Here is a 16296-nt window from a genome sequence, read left to right on the forward strand (position 1 = left end):
CGGATCCTCCATGACCGAATCTGCTGCAACCATTCTCGAAGCGCGCCATCTGGCCAAGGCCTACAAGGCGCGAAAGGTCGTTGAAGATGTCTCCATCTCTATCCGCAGCGGCGAAGTAGTCGGATTGCTGGGCCCCAATGGCGCGGGCAAGACCACCTGTTTCTATATGATTGTTGGGCTGGTGAAGGCCGATAATGGCCACATACTGGTCGATGGTTTCGACGTGACGCATCTGCCTATGCACGGTCGCGCCCGCCAGGGCATCGGCTACCTCCCCCAGGAGGCATCCATCTTCCGCAAACTGAGCGTCGCCGACAACATCATGGCGATACTGCAGACTCGCAAGGATCTGGACCGCAAGGGCCGGCTCGACAAGCTGAGCTCCTTGATGCACGAATTTCATATCCACCACCTTGCCGACAGCAAGGGCATGAGTCTGTCCGGCGGAGAGCGCCGCCGTGCAGAGATTGCGCGCGCACTGGCAAGCGATCCAAAATTCATACTGCTCGATGAACCCTTTGCCGGTGTGGATCCCATATCGGTAAACGATATAAAACAGATCATCCAGCATCTCAGGGACAAAGGCATCGGTGTACTGATCACCGACCACAACGTGCGCGAGACCCTCGACATCTGCGACAAGGCTTATATTGTCAGCGACGGCCACATCATTGCCGAGGGTAACGCACAGGCTGTACTCGACAATCAGCTGGTCAAGGATGTGTATCTGGGCCATGAGTTCCGGCTATAAAATCAGGCCCAATTCAGGCATGCTAGATTCAGGCCAGCCAAGAACCAACGCCAGTAACAGCGCATAAGGTAATACGTCCGATAATGAAACCTACGCTCGTCCTCAAGATGGGGCAGCAGCTGACGATGACGCCGCAGCTGCAGCAGGCCATCAGATTGCTCCAACTATCGAGTCTCGACCTCCAGCAGGAAGTCCAGGAGGCTCTGGAAGCCAATCCCATGCTGGAAATGGCTGACGAGGGCGACGACGATCATGGCAGCTCCGGGACCGATGGCGCCGACAATGACGAAGCGCCCGCTGTCTCTGTACCCGAACCCGTTGAAATGGATGCTATTGATCAACATTCACAGGCCGCCGAAGAAGGCAACTGGAATGAACAGATCCCCAGCGAGCTGCCCGTCGATACCCAGTGGGAAGACGTCTATCAGACCTCAGCAAGCTCACTACCCAGCGGCGATGATGACGACTGGGATTTCACGTCCCGCACCGGTACCGGCGAAACCCTGCAAAGCCATCTGGAGTGGCAACTGAACCTGATTCCGCTTTCGGAAACCGATCAGCTGATAGCGCTCTCGATTATTGATGCAATCAATGCTGATGGTTACCTTGAAGAGCCCCTGGAGGAGATCCTTGCCTCCATCGATCCAGAACGCGAAGTCGAGCTCGACGAAGTTGAAATGGTGCTGCACCGGATTCAGCAGTTCGAGCCAGTAGGTGTAGGTGCGCGGGATCTGAGTGAATGCCTGTTGCTGCAACTCCGCCAACTGCCACCCGATACTCCCCTGCTGGAGCAGGCGCAAAAGGTTGTGCGTGATCATCTGGGCCTGCTCGGCAGTCGCGACTTCAGTCAGTTGATGCGTCGCACACGCCTGAAAGAGGACCAACTGGGTCGCGTCATCGCGCTCATCCAGACGCTCAATCCCCGCCCAGGCTCGGAAATAGCCTCGGGTGAACCCGAATATGTGATTCCCGACGTGATCGTCCGCCGCGACAGCAACCGCTGGATTGTCGAACTCAACCAGGAATCCGTTCCCAAGATCCGTGTCAACAGTCAGTACGCCTCCATGGTACGGCGCGCCGACTCCAGCTCGGACAACACCTACCTGCGTAATAACCTGCAGGAAGCACGCTGGTTCATCAAGAGCCTGCAAAGCCGCAATGAAACACTGATGAAGGTCGCGACCCAGATCGTCGAGCACCAGCGCGAGTTTCTCGAGTACGGCGAGGAGGCCATGAAGCCCCTGGTCCTGCACGATATTGCCGAAGCGGTAGGCATGCATGAATCAACCATCTCGCGGGTTACCACGCAGAAGTTCATGCACACACCACGGGGTATTTTCGAGCTCAAGTATTTTTTCTCGAGCCATGTCGGTACATCTGAGGGCGGCGAATTTTCATCTACGGCCATTCGGGCACTGATCAAAAAACTGGTCTCGACAGAAAACCCGAAGAAACCGTTGAGCGACAGCAAGATCGCTGGTTTACTGGAAGAGCAGGGAATTGATGTAGCCCGCCGTACTATCGCCAAGTACCGCGAATCGCTCAACATTGCTCCGTCAAGCGAGCGCAAGCGGATTGTCTGATCGGCGGGCCTGATACGCACAGTACAAGAGTGGGCACTATGGGGAACCGACTTCGTTTCCCTGTTTCATCAAGCCAATCAGGAGAAGTCATATGCAACTGAACCTAAGCGGTCATCAGCTCGACATTACCGATCCACTGCGCAATTACGTGAATGAGAAAATGTCCCGCCTGGAGCGACATTTCGACAAGATAACCAACGTCCAGGTCATACTCGAAGTCGAAAACTTCCGACAGAAAGCTGAAGCGATCCTGCATGTAGCCGGCGGTGAAGTAGTCGCCAACGCCGAGCATACAGACATGTACGCCGCAATCGACCTGATGACCGACAAGCTTGATCGGCAGCTGATAAAGCACAAGGAAAAGAACCTCAATCGCCAGCAAGGCGTCAACGACCGCTAAGGCAACCGTAGCCAAAACCCATGCAAATTGATCACATACTGACCCCCCAGCGCACCTTTGCCGGCGTGCAGGGGGGCTCCAAGAAAAAGATGCTCGAACTGATCGGCAAGATGATTGCCCAGCACAGCCATCTTGATCCAGACAGCATTTATCAGAACCTGATAGCCCGGGAGAAGCTCGGCTCGACAGGATTTGGTAATGGCATAGCCATACCCCACTGTCGCCTGGAGGATTGCCACAAGCCGGTAGGCGCCCTCTTCCAACTGCAATCGAAAATCGATTTCGACGCACTGGACGGAGAGCCTGTCGATCTTATTTTCGTGCTGCTGGTTCCCCAGGAAGCCACCGAACAACATCTGCAGATTCTCAAGATGCTCGCCGAAAAGCTCGACCAGGCAAATCTGCGTGACTCCCTGCGCGAAGCAGATGATGCCGATACGTTGTATCGGATCATAACTTCAGACACGGGTACCTGAGCCCCATGCATCTGGTCGTCGTCAGTGGTCGCTCAGGATCAGGCAAAAGCACAGCGTTGCATCTGCTTGAAGATAACGGATTTTATTGCATTGATAACCTGCCGGCAGGGCTTTTGCCGGACCTGGCGCGCCAGGCGAACGACGCTGGCATGCAATTACCCAAAGTCGCCATAAGTATCGATGCGAGGAATCTGCGCAGTGATCTGCAGCGGTTTCCCGAATTGCTGGCGCAGGTGCGCAACAGCGGCATTACCTGTGATGTGATTTTTCTCGCAGCCACCGACGAAGTACTGATAAAGCGTTTTTCAGAAACCCGTCGCAAGCACCCTCTCACTGACCAGAGCCACTCCCTGGCTGAGGCCATTGCGGCTGAGCTGAGATTGCTCGAGCCCATTATCGACCTGGCCAACCTCAAGATCGACACCAGTCATCTCAACCTCTATCAGTTGCGCGACACCCTCAAGCAACGCTTGCTGGGAAGTCAGGGCAGCACGCCGTCGGTTCTTATCCAGTCTTTCGGCTTCAAACGGGGCGTGCCGGTGGATGCGGACCTGGTATTTGATGTGCGCTGCCTGCCCAACCCTTACTGGAAGCCCGAACTGAGGCAATTCTCCGGCAAGGATCAGCCTGTTCGCGACTTTCTTGATGCACAGCCGGATGTGCAGGAGATGTACCAGGATATACGTGCGTTTCTGGACAAATGGCTACCCCGATATGCAGCAGGCGAACGCAGCTACATGACCATCGCCATCGGCTGTACTGGCGGCCATCATCGCTCGGTCTACATAGCCGAGCGCCTTCTGCTGGATCTCGGCAACAAGACCGCCAACATGCTTATTCGCCATCGGGATGTGCCCTGACCATGCTCACCAGGCGCACGCTGATCATCAACAAGCTTGGCCTGCATGCCCGAGCAGCGGCCAAGTTCGTTGGCGTAGCCAACCAGCACGGTTGCGAGGTCCGCATCGGCACGACGGAAGACAAGCAGGTCAACGGCAAAAGCATCATGCAGGTCATGATGCTGGCTGCCGGCAAGGGCAGCGAAGTGTGCATCACCTGCGAGGGCGAAGATGCCGAACAGGCGATGCATGAGCTACTGGCGTTAATTGAGGATTATTTCGAAGAGGGGGAATAAACCCCTCGGCCAGATCAGACCTGGATCCACACTTCGGATTTCAGGCCGCCCTTACTCACCGCCCACCGTCATTCCGTCAACCAGCCAGCTTCCGGTCAGGTTGTTGCCGCGGCGCTCGATGTCGGAGCCCACACAACGCAGGTTGGCGAACATATCCTTCAGATTGCCGGCAATGGTCACTTCCTGCACCGGATGCTGAATCTTGCCGTTCTCTACCCAAAATCCACCGGCCCCGCGGGAATAGTCCCCGGTCACGCCGTTCACGCCCTGCCCCATCAACTCCGTAACAAGCAGGCCAGTGCCCATTTCCTGCAGCAGGGCATCAAGATCGCCCGCGTTACTGGTGACATGCAGATTATGCACGCCCCCAGCGTTGGCTGTACTGGGCAACCCGAGCTTGCGCCCTGAATAGGTACTGAGCACCCAACTGATCAATTTGCCCTGATCCACAAAAGCCTGTTCGCGCGTAGCCAGGCCGTCACCATCGAAGGTGGAACTGCCAAGAGCACGCGGCATGTAGGGGCGCTCATCAATCGTCACCCAGGATGGGAAAATAGGCTGACCCAGTGCATCGAGCAGAAAGGTGGACTGACGATAGACTGCACCGCCGGCGATAGCGCCAATCAGATGCCCAAGTAAACCGGCGGCCTGGTCGGCCGCGAACAGAACGGGTACCTTTGCCGTCTTGATCGGCCGTGAGCCCAGCCGCGCCAGCGTACGCTGTGCAGCCTTGCGTCCCAAAGCCTCGGGGGTCGGCAGATTGCTTGCCTGACGATCCACGTCATACCAGTAGTCGCGCTGCATACCCTGATCCGACGCGACAATCATGACCGCCGATGCGCTATGCCGGGTACCCATGGAGCTGCCGATAAAACCGTTACTGTTGCCATAAACACGGCAGCCTTCCTGGGTGCTGACATTCGCACTGTCGCTGGTCAGGCGCGAGTCTGTTTCCAGGGCGGCAGCCTCACAGGCAAGTGCTCGCTCAATAGCTTCGCTGGCGTCAAGATTCCAGGGGTGATACAGATCAAGATCAGGCAGATCGCGGGCCATGAGGTCAGGGTCTGCCAGTCCGGCATAACTGTCCTCGGAGGCATGCTTGGCGATACCCAGAGCTGCCTTGATAGCCGCGCTGATTGCCTCATCGGAGGTATCGGAGGTGCTGGCCGAACCCTTGCGCTGTCCCACGTGCAAACTGATCGCAAAACCCTGATCGCGATTGAATTCCACCGTTTCCACTTCGCCCTGGCGCACCGCAACGGAAAGTCCGGTGTTCTGGCTCACCCCCACTTCACAGGCAGTCGCTCCCTGGCGACGTGACTCCTCGAGAATGAAGGCAACTCGCTGCTCCAGTTCATGGCGCAATGTATGGGGATCTTGCTGTCGGGCGGGCTGATAATCGGTCATGTAATCTCCTCTCAGGCGGGCATTGTACCGCGGACAGCTCCGCTGTGAACGGGTATCATGGCGCATTGAACAGTAACCGCATGTAGTAACGGCAGGCGGGCCGCAACGAGGTGACGATGACAGACTTCTACGACGAGGAACAGGACGACGAGGGCGTCAGCAGATCGCAGCTCAAACGTGAACGCGATGAGCTGCGGGCCCTTGGGCGCCGACTGATTGACCTCAAGCCTGCACAGCTGGCCAAGCTCAACCTGACCGATAAATTGCTGGCCGCGCTGGAAGAGGCGCCTCGGCACACGGCCCGGGGTGCATTAAAACGGCATTTGAGTTTTGTGGGCAAACAGATGCCAGACCAGGACGTGGATGCCATTCGCGCCTATCTGGACCGGCTGGACAGCAGCAGCCAGGCCCACGCCCAGCATTTCCATCAGATCGAACGCTGGCGCGACCGGCTGCTCACCGGCAATGCCGAAGATCAGGAAGCTTTCATGTCGGCCTACCCCCAGACTGACCGCCAGCAATTGCGCCAGCTGATCCGCCAGGCAGCAAAAGAGGCTGCTGAAAACAAGCCACCCGCGGCGTCGCGCAAGATATTCAAGCTGGTCCGCGAAACAGTCGAACAGGATCTCTGACCTCCCCGGGGCTGCGCCTTCAGGCAGCCCCTCAGCATCTCCCCCCTGGAATCTCACTTGCTGGATGCTTCTTTGGACAGCCTGTCACGGCAACGCTGACTCACTGATTCGCGCCTGGTTCTCACGCAAAAAAAAAGCCGCACCCTTGCGGGAGCGGCCTTCGAATTCGCCAACCGGATCTATCAATAACCCAGTGCGAAGTTCTCTTCTGCCATATCCATCAGGTCGTCAGCACCTGACAACATCGCATCCACATGCATGCGAGTACGCGGCAGGATACGCTTGAAGTAAAAGCGTGCGGTCTGCAGCTTGGCCTGGTAGAACGCCTCGTCCGAGGTACCTTCCGCCAGCTTGGCAGCTGCCAGACGGGCCATGTCTGCCCAGAAATAGGCCAGGCATGCGTAACCGGAGTACATGCAATAGTCGACCGACGCTGCACCGACCATTTCACGATCCTTCATCGCCGCCATGCCAATTTTCATGGTCAGATCGCCCCATTCCTTGTTCAGCGCGTTCAGCGGTGCAACGAACTCGGAAATAGCTTCGTTACCCTCTTCGTTCTGGCAGAACTTGTGAACGATCTTGGTGAAGCACTTGAGCGCCTCGCCCTGGGTCATCAGCACCTTGCGGCCGAGCAGGTCAAGCGCTTGGATACCAGTGGTCCCTTCATACAGCATGGAAATACGCGCATCACGTACGTTTTGCTCCATGCCCCACTCGGCGATAAAGCCATGGCCACCGTAGATCTGAACGCCGTGGTTAGCCGCTTCAAAACCGACTTCGGTCATGAATGCTTTTGCGATAGGCGTGAGGAAGGCCAACAGAGCATCAGCCTGCTTGCGCTGCTCTTCATCCTGGCTGTTCTTGACGATATCGACCTGCTTGGCAGTGAAATACACCATGGCGCGGTTGCCTTCGGCAAACGCCTTCATGGTCAACAGCATACGGCGAACGTCAGGGTGCACGATAATTGGGTCGGCAGCCTTCTCGGGCGCCTTGGGGCCAGTCAGTGCGCGCATCTGCAGGCGATCACGAGCGTACTGGATGCCGCCCTGGAAACCGACTTCGGCATGGGCCAGACCCTGCAGAGCGGTACCCAGACGGGCAGTGTTCATAAAGGTGAACATCGCGTTCAGACCCTTGTTCGGCGGCCCGATCAAAAAGCCGGTGGCACCGTCGAAGTTCATCACACAGGTAGCGTTACCGTGAATACCCATCTTGTGCTCAAGCGAACCGCAGTTCACGCCGTTGCGCTCGCCTTTCTCGCCATTGGCGTCGGGCAGGAATTTGGGAACGATGAACAGCGAAATGCCTTTGGTGCCAGCCGGCGCGTCGGGCAGGCGAGCCAGAACGATGTGGACGATATTCTCGGCCATGTCGTGCTCACCGGAGGAAATGAAGATCTTGGTGCCGTTAAGCTTGTAGCTGCCGTCGGCCTGAGGCTCTGCCTTGGTGCGCAGCATGCCCAGGTCAGTACCACAATGGGATTCAGTCAGGCACATGGTGCCGGTCCACTGACCGGAAACCAGCTTGGTCAGATAGGTGTGCTTGTGCTCGTCAGTGCCGTGCTGCGCGATAGTGTTCATGCAGCCATGGGACAGGCCGGGGTACATGCCCCAGGACCAGTTGGCCTGACCTACCATCTCGCTGACTGCCAGACCCAGGGACTCGGGCAGACCCTGGCCGCCGTGGTCGACGTCGTGGGCCAGGCTCGGCCAACCGCCTTCAACGTACTGGGCATAGGCTTCTTTGAAACCGGTTGGCGTCTTCACGCCTTCTGCACTCCAGGTACAGCCTTCGGTATCGCCTACGCGATTAAGCGGAGCAATGACCTGCTCACAGAATTTGGCGCCTTCTTCAAGAATGGCGTTAACCATGTCCGGGGTCGCGTCTTCGCAGCCGGGCAGGCTCTTGTAGTGTTCTTCATATCCGAGGAGTTCGTCACGGACGAAGCGGATGTCACGCAGGGGAGCCTTGTAATCGGGCATGGTACTTGACCTCAACGGTTATAACTGGATGCAAGAGCAGCTGGTGGCTGCGGATAAGTAGCTGCTTCAAGCAGCTGATTCAAACAGACGTTTGAAACATACGTTTAGACCAGGAATATGTCAAGCCCCAGCCAAGCGTTGACCTCGGAATTATTTGTAACCATCACGGACTCTCCCCTAGCGCCACAGGAAACAGGGCACAGGGTAATAAGGGAAAGGGTTGAGAATTGCAGTAAGGCTATGCCGGGTGGTTTCAGGCGCTAGCGCTGAAGGCGGCCTGTTCATACCTGGATGATGAGTCTATCTGTCGATAGGTGGCCAGCTCCCGGGAACCCGTAGCCGCCGGCGCAGTATCGGCCTGCTCAACGGTATCAACTTCTGATTCACCGGATTCATCAGTTGGCACGGCAGCCCCTGACTCACCTTCAACACTGCTGGAAGCGATCTCCGAACGTGCCTGCGCAATCAGTTGTGCTGCCTGGGCGGCCACGACTCGATCCTGACCCGACGGTTCGGCAGGTGCCAGCGCGGCGCGCTGTACCTGTTGCATCTTGTTGATGGTCGCTGACGGATCACCTGATACGGGGGATATGTCAATCGAGACCGAGCCGCCCGTAGCGTATAGACGACCATCGGGGCCACGACTGTAATCGTAACTGACACCGCCCGCATATTGGCCACCAACCGCCATGTGCGCCTGCTCATGGGCGCGGACCTCACGATCCCTGGCTGCCAGATCCTGGATCTCGGCCTGTTCGATCATTTCCAGCTTGGCTTCCTTGGCCGCCAGTTCCTGACGAACTTGTGCCTCGCGCTCATTGCTGCCTGGAGATTCTTTTGAAGCAGACCTTGCCCCCGAAGAAGGTCCCAATTGACCGCCAGCGGAATTGGTAGCCTGATCGCTCGCTGTGTCACCCCTTTCACCCGGAGCAGTAGATACTTGAGTCGCAGAAACAGCCTTGGGTAACTGATCATCCACGGGGGCGGGGCGCACGACTTCCGCGCGACTTAAAGAAGGTATGTAGGAGGAAGGCGGAGAATAAGAGCCGATGCTACTCATGGGGTTTCAGACGGCCTGACAAACTCAGGCGGTCACGTCCAGAAGAGTACCCAGCACTTCGGATGCCGTGTCGATGACGGAGGCACCCGCTTCAGCCTCGCGCTGACCCTGTCGCATCTCGACCAGGCTATCAACAAGATTTACCGGCCGATTACTGTCCACCGCTGTGGTCGCGGCTGGTTTGTCAGTAGCAGGCTGCAGAGGCACAGCCTGGGAAGCAGCCGGATCAGCAGCAACACCCACCCTTGCGATCTCTGCAGCTGCAGTCGACGCACGGTACTGGCCCTGACGAACACTGTTCATGCCTGCTGACATCAGATCGAGACTGGGCATGGGCATACCTCCCTTGAAGATAATTGATCTTATTGAAGCACAAAGCCAGTACGCGGAATACCGGCTGCCCTCGCTTTCAGACCAGCGGTGTTATATCCAGACAATCCGCCACAAGATCCGCCGAAGCATCCGCCAGCCATGGCACATGGCCCAGATACGGGGCCTTTATGAGGTTTTTCAGTGTAGCCAGATTCTCCTGCGGACGGCTCATATCTGGATCTACCTGATTGGCGACCCAACCGGCCAGCTCCAGACCGTCCGCCGCTATCGCCTCAGCAGTCAGAATAGCGTGATTGATGCACCCCAGGCGCATACCTACCACCATGATGACCGGCACACGGAGCTCGCGCGCCAGATCCGCCAGCGTCTGCTCGGGGTTGAGCGGCACGCGCCAGCCACCCGCACCTTCCACCAGGGTAAAATCAGCCTTGCGATCAAAGACCTGCAGACAACCACCTTCAAGCAGCTCGACCGTCAGAGTCGCCCCCTCTTCAGCCGCAGCGATATGCGGTGCAATTGCAGCTTCCAGGGTGACCGGATTGATCAGCTCATAGGCTAATGCCGGATCGCATTGTGCCTGCAAGGCCAAGGCATCCTCATTGCGCAAGCCCTCGCTAGTGCGTTCGCAACCGGCAGCGACAGGCTTGGCCGCTGCAGTTGTCAGCCCGGAGCGCCGGGCTGCACATAGCAGGCCACAGGCAATGGTTGTCTTGCCTATTTCAGTGTCGGTACCGGTCACAAAGTAGCGCTTGAGCATGTCATGACTCCTTGAACATGAGGATCTGTGCTACCTGATAGGTAGCGGGCAAGCCTTCGGTTTGGCGAAACGTTTCGTAAGCCTGGGTCAATGCGCGCAACCGGGCGCGTCCGGTCAAACCGCCCGGCCTACCCTGGTTGATATTGTGCGCACCCAACGCCTTGAGCTCGCGGGTCAGCTCACTGAGCTGTGCGTAGCGCAGCACATGGGTTTCTACCTCACACCTCCAGTGAGTAAAACCGGAGGCGTTGAGTATCTGGTGGAGCTCGTCGGTGGGCATGAATCGGTTAACGTGCACAAAGCCGTCTACCGCCTGCCAGGCGCGCTGCAGCTCGAAAAGTGTGCCTTCAACCAGGGTATTGAAAGCCAGGCAACCACCCGGACGCAGCGCTTGCCTGGCCTCTGCAACAGCTCGCGCAAGGTCGGGGCACCACTGCAACGCCAAGCTGGAAAAAATCAGGTCCTGGGATGCCGGACGCAATGGCAGGGCCTCTGCATCGGCTACTACCCATCGGGGGTGCCTGGAGAGCAGTTCATGCTCAGGGCCGTTGCACTGGCGGGCGAAACGTAGCATGCCCTCTGCCAGATCCAGACCGGCAACAGGCGCTGCGAAACGATGTGCCAGCGCCCGGGTGAAGTAACCGGTGCCAGCACCGAGGTCAACAATATCGAGGGGCTCGAGCTGCGGAGGCAGTTGCGCCAGAAGATTACTCCCGGCACTGCGCTGAAAAGCTGCCGCCTGATCGTAGGTAGCGGCTGCGCGACTGAATGAATCTGCAACCCGCTGCTTGTCTATAGAGGCGTCAGACATCGGCGCTCTCCAGGAAGCCCGCGATCTGCTCGGCAAGCCAGAGTGGCTGCTCCAGCACAATTGCATGGCTGGCGTCCGGATGCACTACTACCCGTGTCTGCGCAACGGCGGTCTCGGCCAGGCGTTCCAGTGCCACAGCAGCATCGATGGGCACCAACGCATCATTACCACCCAAACAATGCAGCATAGGCGCCGTGCTGCGCGATAAGGGCACACGATTATCGAGTACCGCCAGCAGCGCCAGACCATTTAGGCGTTGCTCATAATCGGCCTGATCCCATGCCAGTCTCTTGCCCAGGCTGCGGCGCTGCTCGCTGCCCTGGGTCACCAGTAATGCGAAACGCTTGAGGGTCTTCTCCGGCTCGCTGCGCATGTCCGCGTAAAACTGCTTGAACGTGCTCGAGGGCATTGCCGTCGTCCAGTCCGGTCTTGCGGCAAAACAGGCATTACTGGCAATGGTGACCACCGCGGGAAAACGCTCTGGAAAGCGTCTATGCAACTGCACTGCGAGCATGCCACCCAGGGACCAGCCGACCAGGACGCCCGGTCGCAGAAGTTCGGCCATGGCAGCCAGATCCGGCTCCATGCTGGAAAGCTGAATCAACGGCAGCGGATAGCTCTGAACATGGCGGCTCGGCAAACGTTCCAGCAATGCCTCACATAACGGCTGCATTGTTTCCGGCGCCATTGCCCAACCGGGCAACAGGCTGATATCAGTCATGGGTCTGCTCCGGCAGTTTGGTCAATGCATGCTTCAGGGCGGTGATCAATTGCGCCACATCATCCTCGCTGTGGGCGGCGCAAAGGGTGACACGCAACCTCGCAGTGCCTTGCGGCACAGTGGGCGGCCGAATCGCAGTAACCAGAATTCCTTGCTCACGTAGCGCAGCGGATAAGGCCAGCGCGCGCGCACTGCTACCAATCACAATGGGCTGGATCGGGCTGGGGCTGTCCATCAGCTCCAGCCCGAGGCCTTTGATGCCATTACGGAAAAGCGCAATCAACCGCTGCAAATGATCCCTGCGCCAGCACTCGTCGCGCAGTATTTGCAGACTGGCCAGCGTGGCGCAGGCGACTGCCGGCGGCTGGCTGGTGGTGTAAATGTAGGGTCGGGCAAACTGGATCAAGGTTTCCACCAAGTCTTGGCTACCAGCGATGAAGGCGCCCGCGGTACCAAACCCCTTCCCCAGCGTGCCAATCAGCACCGGCACATCCTCCTGGCTCAATCCAAAATGCTCGACAATGCCACCGCCGGTTTTGCCCAGACAGCCAAATCCGTGGGCATCATCGACCATGACCCAGGCGTCCCGGGGATGGGCGGCGGCGCAAATGGCAGGCAGATCAGCCAGATCACCATCCATGCTGAAAACCCCATCTGTCACGACCAGGGTATTGCCCACGGCTTTTTCCAGTCGGGATGCCAGGCTGGCGGGATCGTTGTGCAGATAGCGCGAAAAACGCGCCCCGCTGAGCAGACCCGCATCCAGTAACGATGCGTGGTTGAGTCGATCCTGCAACACGGTATCGCCCTTGCCCACCAGCGCCGTCACTGCTCCGATATTAGCCATGTAGCCGCTGGACATGAGCAGGGCCCGAGGACGGCCAGTAAACTCGGCCAACGCTTCCTCAAGCTGGTGATGCGGCTCACTGTGGCCGACCACCAGATGCGAGGCACCTCCTCCGACGCCCCATTGGCGCGCACCACGGGTGAAGGCATCGATCACTTCCGGATGATTGGCCAGGCCAAGATAATCATTACTACAGAATGCCAGTAACGCCTGCCCGTCTACCCTCACTCGCACGCCCTGGGGCGACTCAAGTAATGGGCGCTGGCGATACAGATGAGCAGCGCGGCGCTCGGCGAGGCGGGACGATAGGTCGAACGGCACGGTTGAGGCTCGGTATGGGGAAGTTAACGGGCGCAAGGTGGCAAGAGAACTTGAGCTGGAAGCTGGAAGCAAAACCTTGGCGCAGCGCTGCGGTTCCGGTTATAAGCTTCTAGCTTCCAACTTCTGGCTTTACGCTTTTCTCGATCACCCTGCGGCGTTGACGAACATCGCGCTATCACGTTGCTCGACCAGGGCTTGTTCGATCGCGGCCTGGTGAACTTCGTCATCGTGTTCCTGGCGTTCTTCGGGTTTGATGCCCAGGCGATCAAACAGACGCATGTCTTTCTCTGCCTGCGGGTTGGAGGTCGTCAGCAGGCGGTCACCGTAGAATATCGAGTTGGCGCCAGCGAAAAACGCCAGGGACTGGGTCTGCTCATTCATCTGCTCACGACCGGCGGACAGACGCACATGGGATTTGGGCATCATGAGGCGCGCAACAGCCAGGGTGCGGATAAAGTCGAAGGGGTCTACGTCTTCTTCATTTTCCAGCGGCGTACCCTTGACCTTGACCAGCATATTGATCGGCACGCTCTCGGGATGCTCCGGCAGGTTGGCCAACTGGATCAGCAGGCCGGCGCGGTCTTCCAGCGACTCACCCATGCCCAGAATACCCCCGGAACAGATCTTCATCCCCGCATCGCGCACGTAAGACAGGGTCTCCAGGCGATCACCGAATGTACGGGTAGTAATAATCTTGCCGTAGAACTCCGGCGAGGTGTCCAGATTGTGGTTGTAATAGTCAAGACCTGCGTCAGCCAGTGCCGCTGTCTGCTCCTTGGTCAGCTTGCCCAACGTCATGCAGGTTTCCAGGCCAAGCTTGCGTACACCTTTTACCATCTCCAGGACGTAGGGCATGTCCTTCTCGGAAGGATGCTTCCAGGCCGCGCCCATGCAGAAGCGTGTCGCGCCAATTGCCTTGGCGGCGACTGCTTCATCCAGCACCTTCTGAACTTCAAGCAGCTTTTCCTTCTCCAGACCGGTGTTGTAATGGCCGGACTGCGGGCAATACTTGCAATCCTCAGGGCAAGAGCCGGTCTTGATCGACAGCAGCGTTGAGACCTGTACCCGGTTGGCATCAAAATGCTGGCGGTGTACGGTCTGGGCCTGGAACAACAGGTCGTTGAAGGGCTGACGAAACAGGGCCAGCACTTCGGCGGGAGTCCAGTTGTGGCGGGTTACTGAAGCTGTCATGGGTTCAATCCTGGCAGTTGCACGGAAAACGTCGTTAGTGGAATCTAAGCACCGCATGATAACGATGGCAAGGAGGCTGTCAACCATTGAGCGCTCACGCGGTTTACAAGTGGCTAAAAAACACTCAACCCGGCCAATGCCTGCTTTGCCTGGGCACCAACCCCCAGACCACGCCCGGCCTCTGCGACCCGTGTCGATCCGACCTGCCCTGGCTCGGCAGTCAGTGCCGCCGCTGCGCTTTACCGCTGCCTTTTGACGACCAGCTCTGCGGTCAATGCCAGCGCAACACTCCTGCCTTCGCTCAGGTGGTCTGTCCGCTACTGTATCGATTCCCGATCGATAGTCTTATTCCCGCCTTCAAGTACCACGACCAGCTGATCTACGGGAGGCTAATGGCGCGTCTGCTCGCAGAGGCGGTGCGCTATCACTACAATGAAAATGATATGTCTTTCCCTGACAAGCTACTGCCGATGCCACTGCATAGGGCGCGACAGGCCAAACGCGGCTTCAACCAGGCACTGGAGCTGGCAAGACCGATCGCTGCCCAACTACAGATTCCCTTTTGTCATCGCAGCCTTTTGCGAGTGAGGCATACACAGGCCCAGCAGGGATTGAGTGCCGAAGACCGCAGACGCAATCTGGAAGGTGCTTTTCTGAGCACGCCGTCGTCAGCAATTCAGGGCCTGCATCTGGCCCTGGTAGATGATGTGGTTACCACGGGTGCCACCGCTGACGCCGCCTCTCGCGTGTTGATTGAGGCGGGGGCAGCAAGTGTGAGCATATGGTGCCTGGCCAGGACGCCCTGAGCGGTCGCGGCCAACCTGCCGCTTGCAGCTTGAAGCTTCTCCCCATAAGCGCCACCATGGCTGCCTATACTTGCCGGCTGCATAATCATGGACTCGCAACATCCCTTCGCTTCGCTGACACCCGATACCGTACTTGATGCGGTTGAATCCCTGGGATTTCTCAGCGATGCACGCACCCTGACGCTGAACAGCTACGAGAACCGCGTCTTCCAGATCGGCATAGAGGGCGTGCAGCCGCTGATCGCCAAGTTCTACCGGCCTGCCCGCTGGAGCGATGGGGCCATTCTTGAGGAACATGCCTATTCACTTGAACTGGCTGACCGGGATATTCCCGTGATACCTCCAATGCAGGTTGACGGCCGGACCCTGTTCGAATTTGCCGACTTTCGATTCAGCCTCTTCAAACGTTTTGGCGGGCGGGCGCCCGAGCTCGATAATCCAGATCACTTGCTAATGCTTGGCCGCCTGGTCGGCCGACTCCACGCCGTCGGGGCAATGCGGCCTTTCGAGCACCGTCCTTCGCTTACGGTGCAGAGCTTCGGACATGACAGCTTGCACTGGCTGCGTGAATCCGGAGTAGTACCGGAAAATCTTCGCCCAGCCTATTTTTCAGTCGCCGACGATTTGATGCAGGTCATCGACCAGCGTATGCAGTCCGTCCCATTCAAAACAGTACGGTTACATGGCGACTTGCACGTCGGTAATTTGCTCTGGCGCGATGAAAGTCTGTACATGGTCGACATGGACGACTGCCGCCAGGGCCCGGCAATTCAGGACCTGTGGATGATGCTGTCAGGGGACCACAACCAGCGTCAGGCACAACTGGCTGAACTGGTAGAAGGTTACAACGAGTTTCACGACTTCGATCCACGCCAGCTGGCTCTGATAGAATCGCTAAGAACACTGCGTCTGATTCATTACAGTGCCTGGTTGGCGCGCCGCTGGGACGATCCGGCCTTTCCAAAACACTTTCCCTGGTTCGCCAGCGAGCGTTATTGGGCCGACCAGGTACTGACGTTGCGAGAACAACGGGCTGCGCTGGATGAGCCGCTGCTTCGGCGGTTCTGATCAGGCGGC

The 16296-nt window shown here is 58.0% G+C and carries 18 protein-coding genes; 9 read left to right on the forward strand and 9 right to left on the reverse strand.

What is annotated here, in order from left to right; genetic code table 11:
- Window positions 1-10 precede the first annotated feature (10 nt).
- The 6 genes from lptB (at window position 11) to AAC076_RS06240 (ending at window position 4345) form a co-directional block, all read left to right on the forward strand.
- Window positions 11-751, forward strand: a complete 741-nt coding sequence (lptB, locus tag AAC076_RS06215) for an LPS export ABC transporter ATP-binding protein (protein WP_339843680.1) — start codon at window positions 11-13, stop codon at window positions 749-751.
- An 83-nt stretch (window positions 752-834) separates the two neighbouring features.
- Window positions 835-2334, forward strand: coding sequence for an RNA polymerase factor sigma-54 (locus AAC076_RS06220; RefSeq protein ID WP_339843681.1), 1500 nt, complete (start codon window positions 835-837; stop codon window positions 2332-2334).
- Between the two features lie 91 nt (window positions 2335-2425).
- Window positions 2426-2734: a ribosome-associated translation inhibitor RaiA gene (raiA, locus tag AAC076_RS06225; protein WP_150279238.1), complete on the forward strand. Its 309-nt coding sequence runs from the start codon at window positions 2426-2428 to the stop codon at window positions 2732-2734.
- Between the two features lie 20 nt (window positions 2735-2754).
- Window positions 2755-3210 (forward strand): PTS IIA-like nitrogen regulatory protein PtsN, encoded by a 456-nt coding sequence (ptsN, locus tag AAC076_RS06230; protein WP_339843682.1) that lies wholly within the window; start codon window positions 2755-2757, stop codon window positions 3208-3210.
- A gap of 5 nt (window positions 3211-3215) precedes the next feature.
- Entirely contained in the window at window positions 3216-4070 is an 855-nt protein-coding gene (rapZ, locus tag AAC076_RS06235) for an RNase adapter RapZ (RefSeq protein WP_339843684.1), read from the forward strand.
- Between the two features lie 2 nt (window positions 4071-4072).
- Window positions 4073-4345 carry an HPr family phosphocarrier protein gene (locus AAC076_RS06240; protein ID WP_339843685.1) on the forward strand — a complete coding sequence of 91 codons (273 nt, stop codon included), beginning with the start codon at window positions 4073-4075 and terminating at the stop codon, window positions 4343-4345.
- 51 nt (window positions 4346-4396) lie between these two features.
- Here AAC076_RS06240 and pmbA read toward each other — a convergent pair whose 3' ends face one another.
- Window positions 4397-5752: a metalloprotease PmbA gene (gene pmbA / locus AAC076_RS06245; RefSeq protein ID WP_339843686.1), complete on the reverse strand. Its 1356-nt coding sequence runs from the start codon at window positions 5750-5752 to the stop codon at window positions 4397-4399.
- A 116-nt stretch (window positions 5753-5868) separates the two neighbouring features.
- On the opposite strand from pmbA, the gene yjgA reads away from it, so the two are divergent.
- On the forward strand, window positions 5869-6384 hold the full coding sequence (gene yjgA, locus AAC076_RS06250) for a ribosome biogenesis factor YjgA (protein ID WP_339843687.1): 516 nt from the start codon (window positions 5869-5871) through the stop codon (window positions 6382-6384).
- A 182-nt stretch (window positions 6385-6566) separates the two neighbouring features.
- Here yjgA and AAC076_RS06255 read toward each other — a convergent pair whose 3' ends face one another.
- The 8 genes from AAC076_RS06255 to bioB form a co-directional block, all read right to left on the reverse strand.
- Complete coding sequence (locus AAC076_RS06255) at window positions 6567-8372, reverse strand: phenylacyl-CoA dehydrogenase (RefSeq protein ID WP_339843689.1); 1806 nt, start codon at window positions 8370-8372, stop codon at window positions 6567-6569.
- Between the two features lie 253 nt (window positions 8373-8625).
- Complete coding sequence (locus AAC076_RS06260) at window positions 8626-9366, reverse strand: putative metalloprotease CJM1_0395 family protein (RefSeq protein WP_339843691.1); 741 nt, start codon at window positions 9364-9366, stop codon at window positions 8626-8628.
- Between the two features lie 90 nt (window positions 9367-9456).
- A complete protein-coding gene (locus AAC076_RS06265; protein ID WP_339843693.1) occupies window positions 9457-9765 on the reverse strand; it encodes a hypothetical protein in 309 nt (102 codons plus the stop codon).
- Between the two features lie 76 nt (window positions 9766-9841).
- A complete protein-coding gene (bioD, locus tag AAC076_RS06270) occupies window positions 9842-10522 on the reverse strand; it encodes a dethiobiotin synthase (RefSeq protein ID WP_339843694.1) in 681 nt (226 codons plus the stop codon).
- Window position 10523: 1 nt separating this feature from the next.
- A complete protein-coding gene (bioC, locus tag AAC076_RS06275) occupies window positions 10524-11333 on the reverse strand; it encodes a malonyl-ACP O-methyltransferase BioC (protein WP_339843696.1) in 810 nt (269 codons plus the stop codon).
- On the reverse strand, window positions 11326-12054 hold the full coding sequence (locus AAC076_RS06280; protein ID WP_339843697.1) for an alpha/beta fold hydrolase: 729 nt from the start codon (window positions 12052-12054) through the stop codon (window positions 11326-11328). The genes bioC and AAC076_RS06280 overlap by 8 nt, the downstream gene beginning before the upstream one ends.
- Window positions 12047-13222, reverse strand: a complete 1176-nt coding sequence (gene bioF, locus AAC076_RS06285) for an 8-amino-7-oxononanoate synthase (RefSeq protein ID WP_339843698.1) — start codon at window positions 13220-13222, stop codon at window positions 12047-12049. The genes AAC076_RS06280 and bioF overlap by 8 nt, the downstream gene beginning before the upstream one ends.
- A 144-nt stretch (window positions 13223-13366) precedes the next feature.
- Window positions 13367-14413, reverse strand: a complete 1047-nt coding sequence (gene bioB, locus AAC076_RS06290; RefSeq protein WP_339843700.1) for a biotin synthase BioB — start codon at window positions 14411-14413, stop codon at window positions 13367-13369.
- 86 nt (window positions 14414-14499) lie between these two features.
- Between bioB and AAC076_RS06295 the strand changes: the two genes are divergently transcribed.
- Window positions 14500-15219: a ComF family protein gene (locus AAC076_RS06295; protein ID WP_339843702.1), complete on the forward strand. Its 720-nt coding sequence runs from the start codon at window positions 14500-14502 to the stop codon at window positions 15217-15219.
- 87 nt (window positions 15220-15306) lie between these two features.
- Window positions 15307-16287 (forward strand): serine/threonine protein kinase, encoded by a 981-nt coding sequence (locus AAC076_RS06300; RefSeq protein ID WP_339843705.1) that lies wholly within the window; start codon window positions 15307-15309, stop codon window positions 16285-16287.
- The last annotated feature ends 9 nt before the right edge of the window (window positions 16288-16296 follow it).

Source organism: uncultured Halopseudomonas sp. (assembly GCF_963977355.1).
Lineage (GTDB): Bacteria > Pseudomonadota > Gammaproteobacteria > Pseudomonadales > Pseudomonadaceae > Halopseudomonas.

Excerpts from the sequence above, each read along its gene's own strand:
- lptB (WP_339843680.1), top strand. The coding sequence starts at position 11 with ATGACCGAATCTGCTGCAACCATTCTCGAAGCGCGCCATCTGGCCAAG.
- AAC076_RS06220 (WP_339843681.1), top strand. The coding sequence starts at position 835 with ATGAAACCTACGCTCGTCCTCAAGATGGGGCAGCAGCTGACGATGACG.
- raiA (WP_150279238.1), top strand. The coding sequence starts at position 2,426 with ATGCAACTGAACCTAAGCGGTCATCAGCTCGACATTACCGATCCACTG.
- ptsN (WP_339843682.1), top strand. The coding sequence starts at position 2,755 with ATGCAAATTGATCACATACTGACCCCCCAGCGCACCTTTGCCGGCGTG.
- rapZ (WP_339843684.1), top strand. The coding sequence starts at position 3,216 with ATGCATCTGGTCGTCGTCAGTGGTCGCTCAGGATCAGGCAAAAGCACA.
- AAC076_RS06240 (WP_339843685.1), top strand. The coding sequence starts at position 4,073 with ATGCTCACCAGGCGCACGCTGATCATCAACAAGCTTGGCCTGCATGCC.
- pmbA (WP_339843686.1), bottom strand. The coding sequence starts at position 5,752 with ATGACCGATTATCAGCCCGCCCGACAGCAAGATCCCCATACATTGCGC.
- yjgA (WP_339843687.1), top strand. The coding sequence starts at position 5,869 with ATGACAGACTTCTACGACGAGGAACAGGACGACGAGGGCGTCAGCAGA.
- AAC076_RS06255 (WP_339843689.1), bottom strand. The coding sequence starts at position 8,372 with ATGCCCGATTACAAGGCTCCCCTGCGTGACATCCGCTTCGTCCGTGAC.
- AAC076_RS06265 (WP_339843693.1), bottom strand. The coding sequence starts at position 9,765 with ATGCCCAGTCTCGATCTGATGTCAGCAGGCATGAACAGTGTTCGTCAG.
- bioD (WP_339843694.1), bottom strand. The coding sequence starts at position 10,522 with ATGCTCAAGCGCTACTTTGTGACCGGTACCGACACTGAAATAGGCAAG.
- bioC (WP_339843696.1), bottom strand. The coding sequence starts at position 11,333 with ATGTCTGACGCCTCTATAGACAAGCAGCGGGTTGCAGATTCATTCAGT.
- AAC076_RS06280 (WP_339843697.1), bottom strand. The coding sequence starts at position 12,054 with ATGACTGATATCAGCCTGTTGCCCGGTTGGGCAATGGCGCCGGAAACA.
- bioB (WP_339843700.1), bottom strand. The coding sequence starts at position 14,413 with ATGACAGCTTCAGTAACCCGCCACAACTGGACTCCCGCCGAAGTGCTG.
- AAC076_RS06300 (WP_339843705.1), top strand. The coding sequence starts at position 15,307 with ATGGACTCGCAACATCCCTTCGCTTCGCTGACACCCGATACCGTACTT.